This window comes from Clostridium sp. C1, assembly GCF_018223625.1.
Lineage (GTDB): Bacteria > Bacillota_I > Bacilli_A > Erysipelotrichales > Coprobacillaceae > Allocoprobacillus.
In genome coordinates, this window is record NZ_CP073631.1 from 682,415 (window position 1) to 695,986 (window position 13,572).

The 13,572-nt window shown below is 32.5% G+C and carries 21 protein-coding genes; 13 read left to right on the forward strand and 8 right to left on the reverse strand.

Annotated elements, in window-relative coordinates; genetic code table 11:
• Positions 1-138 precede the first annotated feature (138 nt).
• The 8 genes from KEC48_RS03670 to KEC48_RS03705 all read right to left on the reverse strand — a co-directional run bounded on the left by KEC48_RS03670 (position 139) and on the right by KEC48_RS03705 (position 6,359).
• A complete protein-coding gene (locus KEC48_RS03670) occupies positions 139-1,350 on the reverse strand; it encodes a tyrosine-type recombinase/integrase (RefSeq protein ID WP_211964449.1) in 1,212 nt (403 codons plus the stop codon).
• 193 nt (positions 1,351-1,543) lie between these two features.
• Complete coding sequence (locus KEC48_RS03675; RefSeq protein WP_211964451.1) at positions 1,544-2,062, reverse strand: hypothetical protein; 519 nt, start codon at positions 2,060-2,062, stop codon at positions 1,544-1,546.
• Positions 2,052-2,768, reverse strand: a complete 717-nt coding sequence (locus KEC48_RS03680; RefSeq protein WP_211964453.1) for a DUF3800 domain-containing protein — start codon at positions 2,766-2,768, stop codon at positions 2,052-2,054. Before KEC48_RS03680 ends, KEC48_RS03675 begins: the two co-directional genes overlap by 11 nt.
• Positions 2,769-2,770: 2 nt before the next feature.
• Positions 2,771-3,412 (reverse strand): hypothetical protein, encoded by a 642-nt coding sequence (locus KEC48_RS03685; protein ID WP_211964454.1) that lies wholly within the window; start codon positions 3,410-3,412, stop codon positions 2,771-2,773.
• Entirely contained in the window at positions 3,399-4,439 is a 1,041-nt protein-coding gene (locus KEC48_RS03690; protein ID WP_211964455.1) for a hypothetical protein, read from the reverse strand. Before KEC48_RS03690 ends, KEC48_RS03685 begins: the two co-directional genes overlap by 14 nt.
• A 91-nt stretch (positions 4,440-4,530) precedes the next feature.
• On the reverse strand, positions 4,531-5,370 hold the full coding sequence (locus KEC48_RS03695) for a hypothetical protein (protein WP_211964456.1): 840 nt from the start codon (positions 5,368-5,370) through the stop codon (positions 4,531-4,533).
• A 96-nt stretch (positions 5,371-5,466) separates the two neighbouring features.
• Complete coding sequence (locus KEC48_RS03700; RefSeq protein ID WP_211964457.1) at positions 5,467-5,904, reverse strand: ImmA/IrrE family metallo-endopeptidase; 438 nt, start codon at positions 5,902-5,904, stop codon at positions 5,467-5,469.
• A 23-nt stretch (positions 5,905-5,927) separates the two neighbouring features.
• Complete coding sequence (locus KEC48_RS03705) at positions 5,928-6,359, reverse strand: helix-turn-helix transcriptional regulator (protein ID WP_211964458.1); 432 nt, start codon at positions 6,357-6,359, stop codon at positions 5,928-5,930.
• 655 nt (positions 6,360-7,014) lie between these two features.
• On the opposite strand from KEC48_RS03705, the gene KEC48_RS03710 reads away from it, so the two are divergent.
• From KEC48_RS03710 to KEC48_RS03770, 13 genes are all read left to right on the forward strand, one after another.
• Positions 7,015-7,410, forward strand: a complete 396-nt coding sequence (locus tag KEC48_RS03710) for a hypothetical protein (RefSeq protein ID WP_211964460.1) — start codon at positions 7,015-7,017, stop codon at positions 7,408-7,410.
• Between the two features lie 12 nt (positions 7,411-7,422).
• Positions 7,423-7,668: a hypothetical protein gene (locus tag KEC48_RS03715; protein WP_211964462.1), complete on the forward strand. Its 246-nt coding sequence runs from the start codon at positions 7,423-7,425 to the stop codon at positions 7,666-7,668.
• Between the two features lie 9 nt (positions 7,669-7,677).
• Positions 7,678-7,998: a helix-turn-helix domain-containing protein gene (locus KEC48_RS03720; RefSeq protein ID WP_211964464.1), complete on the forward strand. Its 321-nt coding sequence runs from the start codon at positions 7,678-7,680 to the stop codon at positions 7,996-7,998.
• A gap of 73 nt (positions 7,999-8,071) precedes the next feature.
• A complete protein-coding gene (locus KEC48_RS03725) occupies positions 8,072-8,230 on the forward strand; it encodes a hypothetical protein (RefSeq protein ID WP_211964466.1) in 159 nt (52 codons plus the stop codon).
• Positions 8,227-8,394 carry a hypothetical protein gene (locus tag KEC48_RS03730; RefSeq protein ID WP_211964468.1) on the forward strand — a complete coding sequence of 56 codons (168 nt, stop codon included), beginning with the start codon at positions 8,227-8,229 and terminating at the stop codon, positions 8,392-8,394. The genes KEC48_RS03725 and KEC48_RS03730 overlap by 4 nt, the downstream gene beginning before the upstream one ends.
• The gene (locus KEC48_RS03735) at positions 8,395-8,661 is read left to right on the forward strand and encodes a hypothetical protein (protein ID WP_211964470.1); all 267 of its coding nucleotides are present in this window, start codon (positions 8,395-8,397) and stop codon (positions 8,659-8,661) included.
• Entirely contained in the window at positions 8,642-8,944 is a 303-nt protein-coding gene (locus KEC48_RS03740; RefSeq protein ID WP_211964472.1) for a hypothetical protein, read from the forward strand. The genes KEC48_RS03735 and KEC48_RS03740 overlap by 20 nt, the downstream gene beginning before the upstream one ends.
• 27 nt (positions 8,945-8,971) lie before the next feature.
• Complete coding sequence (locus tag KEC48_RS03745; protein WP_211964474.1) at positions 8,972-10,930, forward strand: ATP-binding protein; 1,959 nt, start codon at positions 8,972-8,974, stop codon at positions 10,928-10,930.
• Between the two features lie 13 nt (positions 10,931-10,943).
• Complete coding sequence (locus KEC48_RS03750; RefSeq protein WP_211964476.1) at positions 10,944-11,999, forward strand: recombinase RecT; 1,056 nt, start codon at positions 10,944-10,946, stop codon at positions 11,997-11,999.
• A complete protein-coding gene (locus KEC48_RS03755) occupies positions 11,999-12,700 on the forward strand; it encodes an MBL fold metallo-hydrolase (protein WP_211964478.1) in 702 nt (233 codons plus the stop codon). The genes KEC48_RS03750 and KEC48_RS03755 overlap by 1 nt, the downstream gene beginning before the upstream one ends.
• Positions 12,700-12,837, forward strand: coding sequence for a hypothetical protein (locus tag KEC48_RS03760; protein WP_211964480.1), 138 nt, complete (start codon positions 12,700-12,702; stop codon positions 12,835-12,837). The genes KEC48_RS03755 and KEC48_RS03760 overlap by 1 nt, the downstream gene beginning before the upstream one ends.
• Entirely contained in the window at positions 12,827-13,231 is a 405-nt protein-coding gene (locus KEC48_RS03765) for a hypothetical protein (RefSeq protein WP_211964482.1), read from the forward strand. Before KEC48_RS03760 ends, KEC48_RS03765 begins: the two co-directional genes overlap by 11 nt.
• On the forward strand, positions 13,219-13,572 hold the full coding sequence (locus KEC48_RS03770) for a hypothetical protein (RefSeq protein WP_211964484.1): 354 nt from the start codon (positions 13,219-13,221) through the stop codon (positions 13,570-13,572). The genes KEC48_RS03765 and KEC48_RS03770 overlap by 13 nt, the downstream gene beginning before the upstream one ends.

Consider the following 13,572-nt stretch of genomic DNA (forward strand, 5'->3'; position numbering starts at 1 on the left):
AGGGTTTACTTTAATTGAGATGATTTTTTGTATTTCTAGTAATATAAAAAAGTATCGATAGAATCAATACTTTTTAAAATAAAATATAGAATTTTGCTAAAATTGTCATCAAATTGTTAAAATTATACCATATTTACATCATATTTCATCCATATTACCACTCAATAATGGTTTGATATGCTGATAATATTTCTCGAGCAACTGGCGTTTCTTTTCATCACTTAAATGAGTGTATACACTCTGTGTGACGTCAGATCCAACAGCATGACCAATCAGTTCCTGGAGAAGTATCTGATCAGCATGATTATCAATCGCGTTGACAGTTGTGAAATAATGTCTTAACTGATGAAATGATAATGACTTTCCATATTTGCTGTTGAATTTTTTCATATAGTCCTGCATGGCACGAGGATCTAATCTGTCGCCGTCTTCACGAGTCAGAAGGGAAGATGGGAGCTTTCCAAAATGATCAATTGTTTCCTCTTTCCATTTATGTAGCCTTTCAAGCATTATATCATCAAACGGATAGTCACGTCGAGAATATTCGTTCTTCATTTCGGTATTCATCTGCTTGGCCATGTAGTCATAGCTCTGCACGAATTCAAACTTCTTTTCTTTCAGATTTATACGATTCCAATCTAAAGCATAGATTTCACCAATTCTTGCACCAGTTACCAATCCAATATCAAATGCAAGAAGATGACCATGAATCTCATAAGGTGTTGTTCTATATCTCTTGTCCTTGCCATATTTCTCAGTTAGGCTATTTAGATATTCTTTAAATAGTGTCAAATCTTCCTCTACAGGCATTTTTGTTTTCTTTAATGTTTTCTTACGACCACGAGGGAAAATAAGCAATTCGCACGGATTCTCGCTTATATATCCATGTCTGCGTGCTGTGATAAATATCTTTTTAAGGAGGGAACAGTTATGATCATAGGTGCTGCTATAAGTGTTTTTGTTCCAGTCATTAACAAGATTTTGAAGTTCTGCCACTTTTACTGTCTTGATAAACCTGCTGCCGATAGTAGGAGCAATATGATTTTTATATCTATGCTTTGCATCGCGCTTTGCTGCAGCGGACTGATGATCATAATCTTCTAGCATGATATTGTATACATCATTGACAGACATGTTATCATCTTCTTTTGATGGAACGATGCCTTTCTGGGCAAAAAACTTATATTCCTTCAATCCTTCATCAAAGCATTTCTGATAATCAATATAGCCACTCTTGGATTTCATATGTCGTCCTTGTGCATCATAGTAGTAGAAATACCAGGTATATGTAATGCCATGCTTCTTTGATTTTCTTTTTAATACTTTAAGTGGATAATCTGTTCTAGGCATAAGATAATCACCTCACTTTGTAATATGATATGAATATGATTGCATTTTAATATCATTTCGGAATTATAGGGTTGCATTTTTGCAATATTTTAGTATATAATACAAGTGTAAAAGATATAATTAATATGGAATTGAGATATCAAATTCCTTTTTATAGCTCATTTACCTAGTGTAAAAGGAGATTCTGAAGACGTCATCGCAAGATGGCGTTTTCTGTTTCCTTCGCTTTCTCATAATAAGTTAATTGATCTGAGAGTGCGTGAGGCCAGTTTAAATAAAATGCTGTGATTAACAGACAATATTTTTTTCTGACTTCTATAACTACCAAATATTTTTCTTTTTCATTCAAAAAATTTACTCTATAATTTCCTTTATAAGGTTTTTTCCAAATTTTAAAGTCTTTACAATCAATGGGACAATTGCATGAATAATTCTCAATAAATTTTCTTGGCCACTTTATTCTTTCACATCTTCTTAAATCTGGAACTCTATCTACTTGAGGATCATCGTGACCTCCAGTAATGTGAAAAAAAGATTCTTCCTTTCCGTGGTATGTTGGATGTCTACGTATTTGAACTCTTTTTTGATCATAAGTAGGAAATGTTCTTACGAAATCCTGTAAAAATATTTCATAAATATTATTTTGGTAGCTTTCCCAATCAGAACCATCAAACTCTATTAATTCAGGTAGCCAAAAGCATTTATCTTGCATAATAATTGGCCTCCCATACTAATAAATTTATTTTTTCTTCTCTTGCAAGTGTGCTTTTTTGTAATGAATATCCGCTGATTTTTCTTATGTAATCGCAGAGCTCTTGTTTAGTGCTTCCAATATTTTCATTATCTGGAAAAATTCTGTTAGCATATGTCATGGCTCCAACAAATATATCAACCAGCTGCATAATTTGCACTTCATGAGATCTTATTGGTTGAATTTTTCTTACAATATTTGAGTTATAATCATATTGAGAATTTCTAGTGATTTCTAGTAATCTTTGTGATTTTTCATATGAATTGGTATCTTTTATATCAATGTAAATATTGTGACAGTCTGTCGGTGATAAAATTGTTTTTAACATTGTAAAATACATCTTGTAATACCAATCATCATGAGTTTGATGATAGGCTTTATGATCTAATATGTGTTTGTTGGGTACAATTACGCATCGAAAGGAAAGATCATCATCATGAAAGAAATAATCTATTAAATCCATATATAAACGTTTATTTGCAGGACTTATTTTTGTCCACTTTACTTCAGAAAATTTTGTTATTCCATTTTTTTCTTTAATACGAATTATATTATTGTTTATTTCTTTCAATTTATCTTTTCTGCAGTATATTGCACCAATTGACATTGAATTACTTTTGTCATGCTCTAAATGACAACTTTCATCGCAATAAATGTTGTATTCCATTTTTATTCCTCGCTTTCTATATAGTTAAAGTCGTTGATTGAAAATACCCATCCATCATTGAATGGAACTTGTATACCTTTTTTTAAGAATACTTTACATGAAGTTTCATATTTTTTATCTTTAAGACCATAGTAGGTTATTTTTATTTGTAACTTTATCATTGGAAAATCATCAGTTGAATTAATTACAAAAGAAATGGATCCTGAAACATCAGTATCTTTTGCAATTAATGAATATTGTTCTGTATAGCGTATATCTTGTATAAAAGTTTTATCATTTGAAATATCACTAATGCTTATCTTTATATTTTTAGCTTCATATGTCCCAGCGTTTTCTAAACGTAATCTAATCTTTAAAAGTGATTGACAAACATAAATTTCTCTATGATGTCCTCTTAAGATAAGTATAGGCTTTATTTCTTCTTCTCTTTGTCTCTTATTATCCTCAATTGTCCACCAAACACCAAACAACGTAAAGAAACCACCTAGAATAGATCCTCCATATCCAACTATTGTCAAACCTGTTTCATAAGGGATGATACCAATAGAAGAGGGAAACAGTATAATAAATGGAAATATGATTGCTATTGCTAGAAAGAGCAGTAGCATCTTTTTATTTTCTTTAAAAAATTTAGTCATTATCATTGTCCTCTCTTGCTTCTATAAAAGTGTTTTTATTACTTTTATTAGTTATGCAAATTTGTTCATTAGTAATTTCAAATATGTATTTACAACAAAATACACTCTTATAGTTTTTTAAAGTATATAAATCTGTATATGTTAAAACATACTCAACATTCATTTCTTTAGTACTACGTACTGGAATAGTACCAATGTTTTTAGGAACTTTAAAAATATTTTCAAAGCAAAGTAAAGAGGATACTTGAGTATTATAATCTATTGGAATCATGTCAATACATTTTGGGGTTATTTCAATAGAATCTTTTTGATTTAAATCGTTTAAACTAAAAGATGATGAAATCGATACATTTTTTGCTTCTCCTCGACCGACATTTTTTATTTTAATATTTGATTCTATTCTAATTTGATTTTTTGCATATTCAAGTATATCGACCATATCCGATTCTTCAATTATTGTTTTAGAATCCTGATTAGATAAAATATATAATACATTATCATCTATAATTAAAATAGGTTTATATTGAATAGCAATGTCCTTTTTTCTAGTTATCTTTTCATAATGGATAGTCAAACAAACTCCAAGAAGAGTGATACCCCCACCAAATATTGAACCTACATATCCTAATTGATTATCATCTATCAATTTATCATGATAGAACCAAAAACCAATAAAAATTGATATCAAACATAGTGAAATGATTAAACAAATTGATGTTGCTACATTTTTTATAGAAAAGTCAAATTTAGCTTTATTAATTGATGAAATATTATTAGAAATAATTTCATTTTTACATTTAGTATTTGTATAGAAAGAGTAACCAAGTCCGAACATAGCGAGTCCGATTGAAATTAAAGTTAAAGCCATCGTGGCAACATTAACTTGACTTGAGTTTTTAAAGAAATCAAGTTTAGCAAAATATGTATTCATAAATAACAATATAAGTCCAATAGACATATATAATGCGGTAATTAGATAGTAGACAATTGATATACCAGGTATTTTTGAATTTTTATTTGTTGTTTTTTTCATCTAATCCCTCCTAAATCAACAAAACACCTGGATTAATGTCCAGGTGTTACTTTTTTATTTGATTTTGTTCCTGAACAAAACATGGACTGTTTTATTCATCAATGACAACATTTATTGGATCAGGAGATATTTTTGTATCACCGTTCCATTCGTATGTCACCGTAAAGTTGCTTCTTATCATTGTGCCAAAGCTGTTTTGAGCATCTACGTATGAAGAAACTGTATACCTATTACCATTTTTGTTGATAATCCATTCATCTGATTCCATGACATGGCCAGGAAATTTAGCAGTTGATGGAGCTTTTAGTTTATCTTTAACATCATCTTCTGCTGCATTCATTAATGTTACACGTTCTTCTGTTGTTGGAAGTCTATCGGATACTATTTGTGTAGGCTTTCCTGCAACATAGAATTGTAATGTTCCACACTTATATGTAGATACTGAACCATCTTCATTTATCTCAGTCGAAAAGATGTATTCATCGTATGTAGAAGAAACAACATATTTATCATTTTCTTTTTTTATTTCATCCAATTTTATTTTATCGGTATCCATTCCGATGTTTTTTGAAGCATCAAAAAAAGATGTAATAATTTTCTCGCTGACGTCATATTTATCTGCAATTTTTTGATTTTCGTTTTGTTCTTTTGTTTCTTCAGTAACAGGATTATCATCTTTACTAGGCTGATCAGTATTATTATCTACTTGTCCATAAAAATAGAATGAAAAGCAAAATAGTAATACACAAAGTATAATTCTTAAAGCATTATTGATTTTCATCTTTAAGGTTTTATAGAACAGTGGACTTGCAACAAATGCTGCCAAAATCATTAAAATAGCAGATAATATACTTTTAGTAATCATCATACAACCAAAAACAAATAATAGAATTGTAACAATCCAAGATAAAATTTTTAAAAATGTTTTCATAGTTATCCCTCCCTTCAAATTTTATTGTATCAAAAACGAGAAAAGGAGTTCAATATATAGTTACATTTTTATATTCGATTTATTTATCACCTCGTTTTATAAGTTATTTAGAGAATACCAAATATCAATAGGTATTCCTTTTTCTTTTATAATGCAATCCATATTTTCTACAAACTCAAGCTCCCTATAATCAATATCAGAAAGCAGAAAGCAGCATGCAAAAGTGTTTGCTTCACGTTCAAGCCTGTTTGCATAGAGGCCTTCAAGAAAATAAAAACTTACATTCTCATCGTGATGGAGAATATAATGTCCAAGCTCATGAGCCAGAAGAAACTGTTCATATCGGTAGTCAAGATTTCTTCTGATGAATATCGAAAAATGATTTTCATAATTTTTCATGAGACATGATTGAGTTTTTACATTCTTGAAATCCTTATGGTTGATTTCAATTCCAAGACTTTCAAGAACATCATAAATATTATCTGATCCAGTTTCCTGGATGACTTTTTTAGCAGCTGATAAGATTTTGTTCATTTCAAAGCACTCCTTCTTAAATATTATTTTTTGTGCTTCTTTGCCATTATCCTCAACATATCTGCAACATCTTCAGCCATATTCATTATTTCCTGATCACTCATTTTGTTAAGGTCGTATCCACCAAAATTGGCTACCATCGGCTGTTTGATTATGAATTCGATAGCTTCTTGTGGAGAAGAGAAGGTAGTAGGGATATTATCTGAATGACTGTCAGTAACTTTTTCTCTACACGCTAAATAGTCTATAGAAACATTAAAATAATCAGCAATGTTAACTATCCTATCAAAGTCAGGGACACGTTTATTATTTTCAAATTGCGAAATTGTTGGTTTCGATTCGTTCAACATATACTTCTTATTTAATTCGTTTGCCAACTCTTCTTGTGTTAAGTTTCTTGATTTTCTTAATTCTTTTAATCTTGCACCGAATGAATGAGATTCTGTTTTTCTCATAAGTTATCACCTCTTTAACTATATCTTATATTTTTGTTAAAAAATATTCAACAAAGTTAAAGAATATTAAACAAAGTTATTGATTTTTTAACCGTATTATAGTATTATAAGTTTGTAAGTTAACAAATAGATAACTCGGAGGTGGTTAACATATATAAGATTGATGTAAGGTTAATTAAATCAAAACGTGTACTTTTAGGTTTAACGCAAGAAGATATGGTCGGCGGACCAATAAAATCTAAATCTTCATATTGTTTAAAGGAAAATGGAAAAGTGCAATTCAGTGGTCCTGAACTTATTTATGTAGCTAACAAATTGTGCATGAAAGCAGAGGACTTTTATTTAAAAACATAAGTAAGCTATATGTTAACTTATTTGAAGCACATATTTATCATAACATTTAATTTTATTTCATGTTTTGTAAAAACAGTGTTTAAACACCGAAAAAACGGAGTTAAAACAAAATATTTAAATTTGTTCATTCCTCTAAAGCAGGCAATCTCGAAAACTATAATACAACAGCTAATTATAATAATATGCTATTTCTCATGAATCTCCTGCATGCTTTAAAAATACTTTTAAGTCAGACAAATTTTATTGACGTTCCCCTATGAGGTTGTCTGCTTCGGAGGAGTGAACGGAAAGGAAGGTAAGTATGAAAAACGTATTAATTAACATTAACGGAAATTATGATGCAGTTGAAGAAATAACAAATCAGCTAAACGAATTGTTTAAAGGTACTTTATTTGAAGCTGAACATATCAGTACAGAATTCAATACCGTTGGTGGAGAAAAAATTCAATTGAATGCAATCAATATCTTTGATCATTCATTCAAGTATTATTTCACTTTTGGAACAGCAGAGTATTTTCCATATCAGGGTGGCCACGTCATCGTAAAGGCAAAAAGTAGATATGAGGCGGCTGAAAAGTTCAGAAAGGAATTTCCAGATTATCAAGAAGGATTTTTGAACTGCTCATTCATCTACAGTGAGGAAGAATGGAAAGAAACAAACATGAAGAATTCAGTCTGTCATGAAATCATTATCTAGGAGGTGATACAGATGCAGGTCAATGTTTCAGAAAAGCTTGAAAGAATTCATGTGATTCTTGAAAAAGGTGTTGATTTTGATGAGGGTGATCTTGAAAGAAAGTATCAGACGTCACTTGGCCATCGCAGATTCACGAAAAAGTTTATTGAAGAATTTCCTAAGACTGTTGGCTATGATGAAATCACAAAGATTGGGATGTGTTCTGAAGATCATATCTTCGTCAATGCAACGTTAATTAGATATTTGCAGGAAGGGTAGGTGAATGAAATGCAAAGACCAACAATCAACCAGATACTCGCGGAACGTCTGGAAGAAATGAATAACGCCATAGCCATGCAGGACCCATTAAGATACTTCACAGCCGAGGAAGTGGCAAATTATTTTTTGAACACTGGAAGCAGAAAGCTTGTTGATTACGCTAGAGAATTTGGACTCATAAAGGCAACAAGAATAGGACAGTCATTTTTATACAATCGCAAGGCAATAGAAGATTTCTTAAAGGTTGCTGATGGGTGTGAGATGAGAAATCGTGATGACATGAGAAAAATCGCAGAAAAAATAAAAGGACCATGTGATTGTGCCACATGATCCAGCGAATTGATTAATTAAAAGTGAAAAATTAATCGTCTTAATTATAGACGATTGGAGAGGAGAATTCAAGATGAGAAAAGGAATCTATAAAAGTGATGTGGTTTTTATTCTGATGCTCATTGCTGCCTTGATTACAGTTGTAAGTGGATATTATAACGGAAATCTATCTCTTATGTTTGGAACAATTACATTTTTACTGGCACTGTTGCTTGGGAGATTTGAAGAATGAAACAACAAAATGTAAGAAAAAGAAACATTCAAAGACCTGACCTTATTGTTCCGTACTTTAAGGAACCACTCATGCATAGAGCATTACCATATCTTATTTTTGGTGGAATTATAGCAATCACAATCATAACCATAGTTGTGATCAGCATGAAAGGAGCAAGATAGATGGAAGATAGATTCAAGAAAGGGCAGCTTGTAGCTTACTGTCCAACAGACTCAAGAGGAAAGATTTATAAAGTTGAGATTGGAGTTTTTAGCAAGTATACAAAAGACAAAAGAGGTGCATTCATCTGGTATCACATGGATGGAACATGTGCATGTACACCATTGCAACATTTATATCCAGTAGAAAATGACAACTATATTGTCATTGGGCACACATTCAATAGTTTAGACAAGGAGGGAAATGAAAATGGGAATGAAAACACTTAGTGGTAAAAAAGCGGCAAGAACGCTTGAAAGCATGGAAAAAACAGAATTGATTAATTTCACTTTCTTCATAACTGAAAATGGGTACGCTGCTCAAATTCAGGTTGAAGATGAATTTTCGATGATTCTCAGTCACTTGGAGAACCGCAATGAAATAAAGGAAAAGCTAAGAATAAGCAGTGAGTTCTTTACAAAACAGCTTGAGGACATTGTTGACAAATTTGTCAAGCAAGCAACAGATGAAATGGAAAGAGAAATCGAAAACAGAAAGAAGTCTGTTTCGTAGATTTCATAAAAAAGAGGAGGAACTGTAATGAAACTAATTAACATGAAATTAGAAAATTTCAAGGGAATCAGACATCTTGAAATTTCTTTCAATGGACTCAACAGAGTCTTTAGAGGAACGAATGGTGCTGGTAAATCAACCATTGCTGATGCACAGAGCTGGCTTCTTACTGGAAAAAAGTCTGATGCAAATGAAAATCTAGATCCAAAGACTATTGGACCAGAAGGGTATATACATAATCTTGAACATTCAGTGGAATGCAAATACGAGCTTGATGATAGATCGTTAATTACATTAAAGAAAGTATTCAAAGAAAAATATACGAAGAAAAGAGGATCAACAACATCGGAATTTAGTGGGCATGTCGTTGAATACTACATGGATGATGTGCCTGTCAAACAAAAACAATTCGATGAATACTTGGCCAATATTTTCAAAAGTGCAGAAAACATTCTCATGCTTTCAAACATCAATTATTTTGCAAACATGGACTGGAAAAAGAGAAGAAAGATCTTGCTGGAAATGTGCGGTGATTACAGTGATGACTATATCATTGCTAACAATCCAGAACTTATTGAATTGAAAGGCGTTCTTTTGAAAGATGGAACGAACGATCAATATTACACTGTAGACGAATTCATGAAGATGACAAAGGAAAGAATGAAGAAAACAAATGCTGACATTCAAATGATTCCCGCACGAATAGATGAAGCCAGTCGTGCAATACCTGATGTTTCTTCACTGGATAAGGATTCAATTCAAAACCAAATTGATGGTATTGAGGCTAAAATCAATGAATTAAACATTGAAAAATTATCATTGTCTTCTTCTGATCATGAAAGAATGAAGCAGGAACGCATTCATGAAATTCAGATGGAAATCAAGGATGCACGTATTGCTTTTGCTGATGAACAGTCCAAGAAATCAAGAAAGGCACAGGAAAATATCAATCTTCTTTCTTCAAAGATAAATGATCTTCAGATTAGACTCAGCAGTATAGATTCAAGAAAGAGAAATGCTGAGAATGATATGAACTATATGATCAATCAGCGCAATAAACTTCTTGAGGAATATAAAGAGGTTCAAATGAAAGAATGGGATACCTCCAAAGAGGTGTGTCCAACATGCGGTCGTGAACTTCCTGCAGAGCAGATAGATGAGCTAAAAGCAAAGTTCAATTTAGATAAGCATAATAAATTAACTGAAATCAATAAAAGAGGACAATCTGTTTCTAAGGGAGCCATTGAAGAACAGAAGGCAGCCATTGCTAAATTAGACAAAGAAAAGGAAATTGCTGGATCTGAAATCATTCTATATAAAAAGCAATTGTCTAAACTTGAAGAATCAAAACCTAAGGCTGAATTGTTTGAAAACACTGAAATGTATCATGTTCTCAATCAGAAGCTCCAGGAAGCACAGAACATGATTGTTGATGATTTGAACATTGCAAGAAAACAGGAATTAGAAGATGATATTTCAAATCTTAATGAAGAAAAGAAACTTCGTGAAAAGGAGCTAAGCTTATTTTCAACTGTTGACTATCAAAACAAACGCATTGATGAACTCAAGAAAACACAGAAGATTCTTTCTGAAAATTACGAAAATATGGAATTCGAAATCCATCTATGCGAAGAGTTCATAAAGACAAAGGTCAACATGATTACTGAGAATATCAACCAGTATTTCAATAATGTAAGATTCAAGCTATTTGAAACACAGATCAATGGTGGCCTTAAGGAATGCTGCGATGTCATGGTACCTGCAAAGGGTGGTGCCTATGTTCCATTCAATAACGGGTCAAACAGGGGTGCCAACATGAATGCTGGGATTGAGATGATCTCTGTATTAAGCAGATATATTGGAGCAGAGCTTCCTGTATTTGTAGATAATGCGGAATCAGTTGTGGATTTAAATAGCTATGACAACATGCAGATTATCAAGCTTGTGGTTGATGGAAATTATAAGACTTTAACAATGACAGAATAGGGAGGAACAATTTATGGAAAACAAGAAGAACACAATCGTAAAAAGCAATAGCGAGGTATTTACCAATACAGTCATGAGAGCATTTGCTACAGGTGGGATGGAAATCGATCCTACTCAAAAGCAAAAGGAGCTTGTACAAGGTTATTTTATTGTAATAGATAAAATGCTTGCTGATACAGAGGAAAAAAGAATTCAAAAAAATAAGAATAACAAGGATCATGCATATGATAACAATCTTCCATATACATGGGACAATGTCAACCTAAAGCAACTTGCTTTGGATGTCATGCATTATTCAAAGATGGGCTTGGATATTCAACAAAAGAATATGATTCATGCTATTCCATTCAAGAACAATAGAACTGGCAAATATGACATCAATTTAATGGAAGGATATAACGGTATCAAATTCAAGGCAGAAAAATATGCTCTTGACAAGCCTAAGAATATTGTGCTCGAACTTGTATATTCTTCAGATACATTCAGATTGATCAAAAAGGATTCACTTCACCATGTTGAAGGTTATGAATTCCAGATTAATAATCCTTTTGAGAGAGGAGAGTTCTTAGGTGGATTTGGTTACTATGAATTTGATGATCCATCTAAAAATAAAGTGGTATTCATGACTAAGAAAGATATTGAAAAACGCAAACCTGATAAAGCGGCAGCTGAATTCTGGGGTGGTACTAAAACTGAATATGTAAATGGTCAAAGACAGCAGGTGGAAACAGATGGATGGTATGAGGAAATGTGCCTCAAGACACTGAAAAGATTTGTCTACTCAGAAGCCAATCTTCCTCTCGATCCGATGAAAATTGATGATCATTATCTTTACATAAAAGAACGTGAAATGCAGATGGAAAAGCAAAGCGTTGATCAGGAAATCAAAGATAATGCTAACAAGGAAGTATTTGAAGCTGATTTCACAGAAAAGAAGGAACCAGAAGCAATCGAAGAAGCTTCGTCTTCTCCAACAGTTAATATCAATACTGGAGAGATCATTCAAGGTAAGATGGCCGAGAATTCTCTTAAAGCTGAAGAAAAGGTAATGGGAGGACCAGATTTCTGATGAACATCAAATGCGTTGGTTCGGGTTCTAAAGGCAATGCCTATCTTGTAACTGATGGATTTACCACACTCCTTATCGAGTGTGGACTTCCATTCAGAAAGATACAGGAAGCTTGCAAATTCAAGACATCACAGATTGTTGCATGCTTGATTACACATGAGCATAAGGATCATTGCCTTTGTGTTAAAGAAGTCCTGAAGCGTGGAATTGAAACAATTGCAACATGTGGTACATGGCAGGCTCTTGATATAGATCCATTTCATACACCATATACTTCAATGGTCATTCCATATAAGACAATCAGAAAACGTGGAACATTTGAAATCATGGCGTTCGATACGCAGCATGATGCAGCTCAGCCATGTGGTTATCTAATCTATAGCATCGAAACAGGAGAAAAGCTTCTTTATCTTACCGATTCATATTACTGCAAGTATAGATTTGAAGGTCTAACCGACATCATAATTGAATGCAATTATGATGATCAGACGTTGTTCAATAGCAATGATGTTGCTTCACTGAAAAAGCGTGTCCTTCATTCTCACCTGTCTTTAGATAATTGCATTGAATTCCTGAAATCAAACGATATTAAGGGAGTTGACTGCATTCATCTCATTCATTTGAGTGACAGAAACAGTGATGAAGAAAGAATGAAATCAAAGGTGGCCGAAGCTACTGGCAAAAGGGTGGTGGTGTTCTGATGAAATATAAATTTGTGAAGGAGTATGAACATTTTAATCTTTGGATCAATACAAGAAACGGATGTCATGAGTGCTTCTGGAAAGAGATTGATCCAAACAAGAAGCCTATAAAGAAAGAGAGTGAAAATGATGGATAAAATATACAATAACGTATTAACTGGAAAACTCATTGGCTGTGGAAAACACAAAGGTTTTAAATACTACATAGTAACCTTTGGCACTCATCCATGTGCCTATGTAATGATACATCCAGGAAATGATCTATATGGAGTTGACTATACATATATCAACAGAATTGCCTGTCATGGGGGACTAACTTATTCCGATAACTTTGTCCAGATTAAAGATATGAAATTGGTAGGTGGATGGTTCATTGGATGGGATTATGCTCATGCAGGCGATTTTGTCAACTGTACTCCTTTTTCCGAAGAAATTGGTGGAAAGAAATGGACAATAGATGAAATAAAAATGGAATGCATTAGTGTTATCAATCAGATTATTAGAGGAGATTATGAGATATGGAAGGATTAGAAAGAAGAATATATTCACCTTGGGCTTTTACAGAAAATGAGTTTGAAAAAGGACGTATGAATCATGATATTTATAACGAGCTAAAGTCAAAATATATAATTTTTAGAAGTGATTTTAAAAACAAAATAATTGATGGTGTTGATATTTGTTTCGATGACTATGACATTGTCATTGGAAGAAAGCCTGGATATCATCATTCTGTGTATTATGTATATAAAAACGCACCTAAATTAAGCGTAGCTGAATTAGCGCTGATTTGTGATGGTGGAAATCTATGCTTTGGATATAGCCTTGAAGGTAACCATAACGGCATCATGATAATACGTGTTTCAGAGGATTGA

Excerpts from the sequence above, each read along its gene's own strand:
- KEC48_RS03670 (WP_211964449.1), bottom strand. The coding sequence starts at position 1,350 with ATGCCTAGAACAGATTATCCACTTAAAGTATTAAAAAGAAAATCAAAG.
- KEC48_RS03675 (WP_211964451.1), bottom strand. The coding sequence starts at position 2,062 with ATGCAAGATAAATGCTTTTGGCTACCTGAATTAATAGAGTTTGATGGT.
- KEC48_RS03680 (WP_211964453.1), bottom strand. The coding sequence starts at position 2,768 with ATGGAATACAACATTTATTGCGATGAAAGTTGTCATTTAGAGCATGAC.
- KEC48_RS03685 (WP_211964454.1), bottom strand. The coding sequence starts at position 3,412 with ATGATAATGACTAAATTTTTTAAAGAAAATAAAAAGATGCTACTGCTC.
- KEC48_RS03690 (WP_211964455.1), bottom strand. The coding sequence starts at position 4,439 with ATGAAAAAAACAACAAATAAAAATTCAAAAATACCTGGTATATCAATT.
- KEC48_RS03695 (WP_211964456.1), bottom strand. The coding sequence starts at position 5,370 with ATGAAAACATTTTTAAAAATTTTATCTTGGATTGTTACAATTCTATTA.
- KEC48_RS03700 (WP_211964457.1), bottom strand. The coding sequence starts at position 5,904 with ATGAACAAAATCTTATCAGCTGCTAAAAAAGTCATCCAGGAAACTGGA.
- KEC48_RS03705 (WP_211964458.1), bottom strand. The coding sequence starts at position 6,359 with ATGAGAAAAACAGAATCTCATTCATTCGGTGCAAGATTAAAAGAATTA.
- KEC48_RS03710 (WP_211964460.1), top strand. The coding sequence starts at position 7,015 with ATGAAAAACGTATTAATTAACATTAACGGAAATTATGATGCAGTTGAA.
- KEC48_RS03715 (WP_211964462.1), top strand. The coding sequence starts at position 7,423 with ATGCAGGTCAATGTTTCAGAAAAGCTTGAAAGAATTCATGTGATTCTT.
- KEC48_RS03720 (WP_211964464.1), top strand. The coding sequence starts at position 7,678 with ATGCAAAGACCAACAATCAACCAGATACTCGCGGAACGTCTGGAAGAA.
- KEC48_RS03725 (WP_211964466.1), top strand. The coding sequence starts at position 8,072 with ATGAGAAAAGGAATCTATAAAAGTGATGTGGTTTTTATTCTGATGCTC.
- KEC48_RS03730 (WP_211964468.1), top strand. The coding sequence starts at position 8,227 with ATGAAACAACAAAATGTAAGAAAAAGAAACATTCAAAGACCTGACCTT.
- KEC48_RS03735 (WP_211964470.1), top strand. The coding sequence starts at position 8,395 with ATGGAAGATAGATTCAAGAAAGGGCAGCTTGTAGCTTACTGTCCAACA.
- KEC48_RS03740 (WP_211964472.1), top strand. The coding sequence starts at position 8,642 with ATGGGAATGAAAACACTTAGTGGTAAAAAAGCGGCAAGAACGCTTGAA.
- KEC48_RS03745 (WP_211964474.1), top strand. The coding sequence starts at position 8,972 with ATGAAACTAATTAACATGAAATTAGAAAATTTCAAGGGAATCAGACAT.
- KEC48_RS03750 (WP_211964476.1), top strand. The coding sequence starts at position 10,944 with ATGGAAAACAAGAAGAACACAATCGTAAAAAGCAATAGCGAGGTATTT.
- KEC48_RS03755 (WP_211964478.1), top strand. The coding sequence starts at position 11,999 with ATGAACATCAAATGCGTTGGTTCGGGTTCTAAAGGCAATGCCTATCTT.
- KEC48_RS03760 (WP_211964480.1), top strand. The coding sequence starts at position 12,700 with ATGAAATATAAATTTGTGAAGGAGTATGAACATTTTAATCTTTGGATC.
- KEC48_RS03765 (WP_211964482.1), top strand. The coding sequence starts at position 12,827 with ATGATGGATAAAATATACAATAACGTATTAACTGGAAAACTCATTGGC.
- KEC48_RS03770 (WP_211964484.1), top strand. The coding sequence starts at position 13,219 with ATGGAAGGATTAGAAAGAAGAATATATTCACCTTGGGCTTTTACAGAA.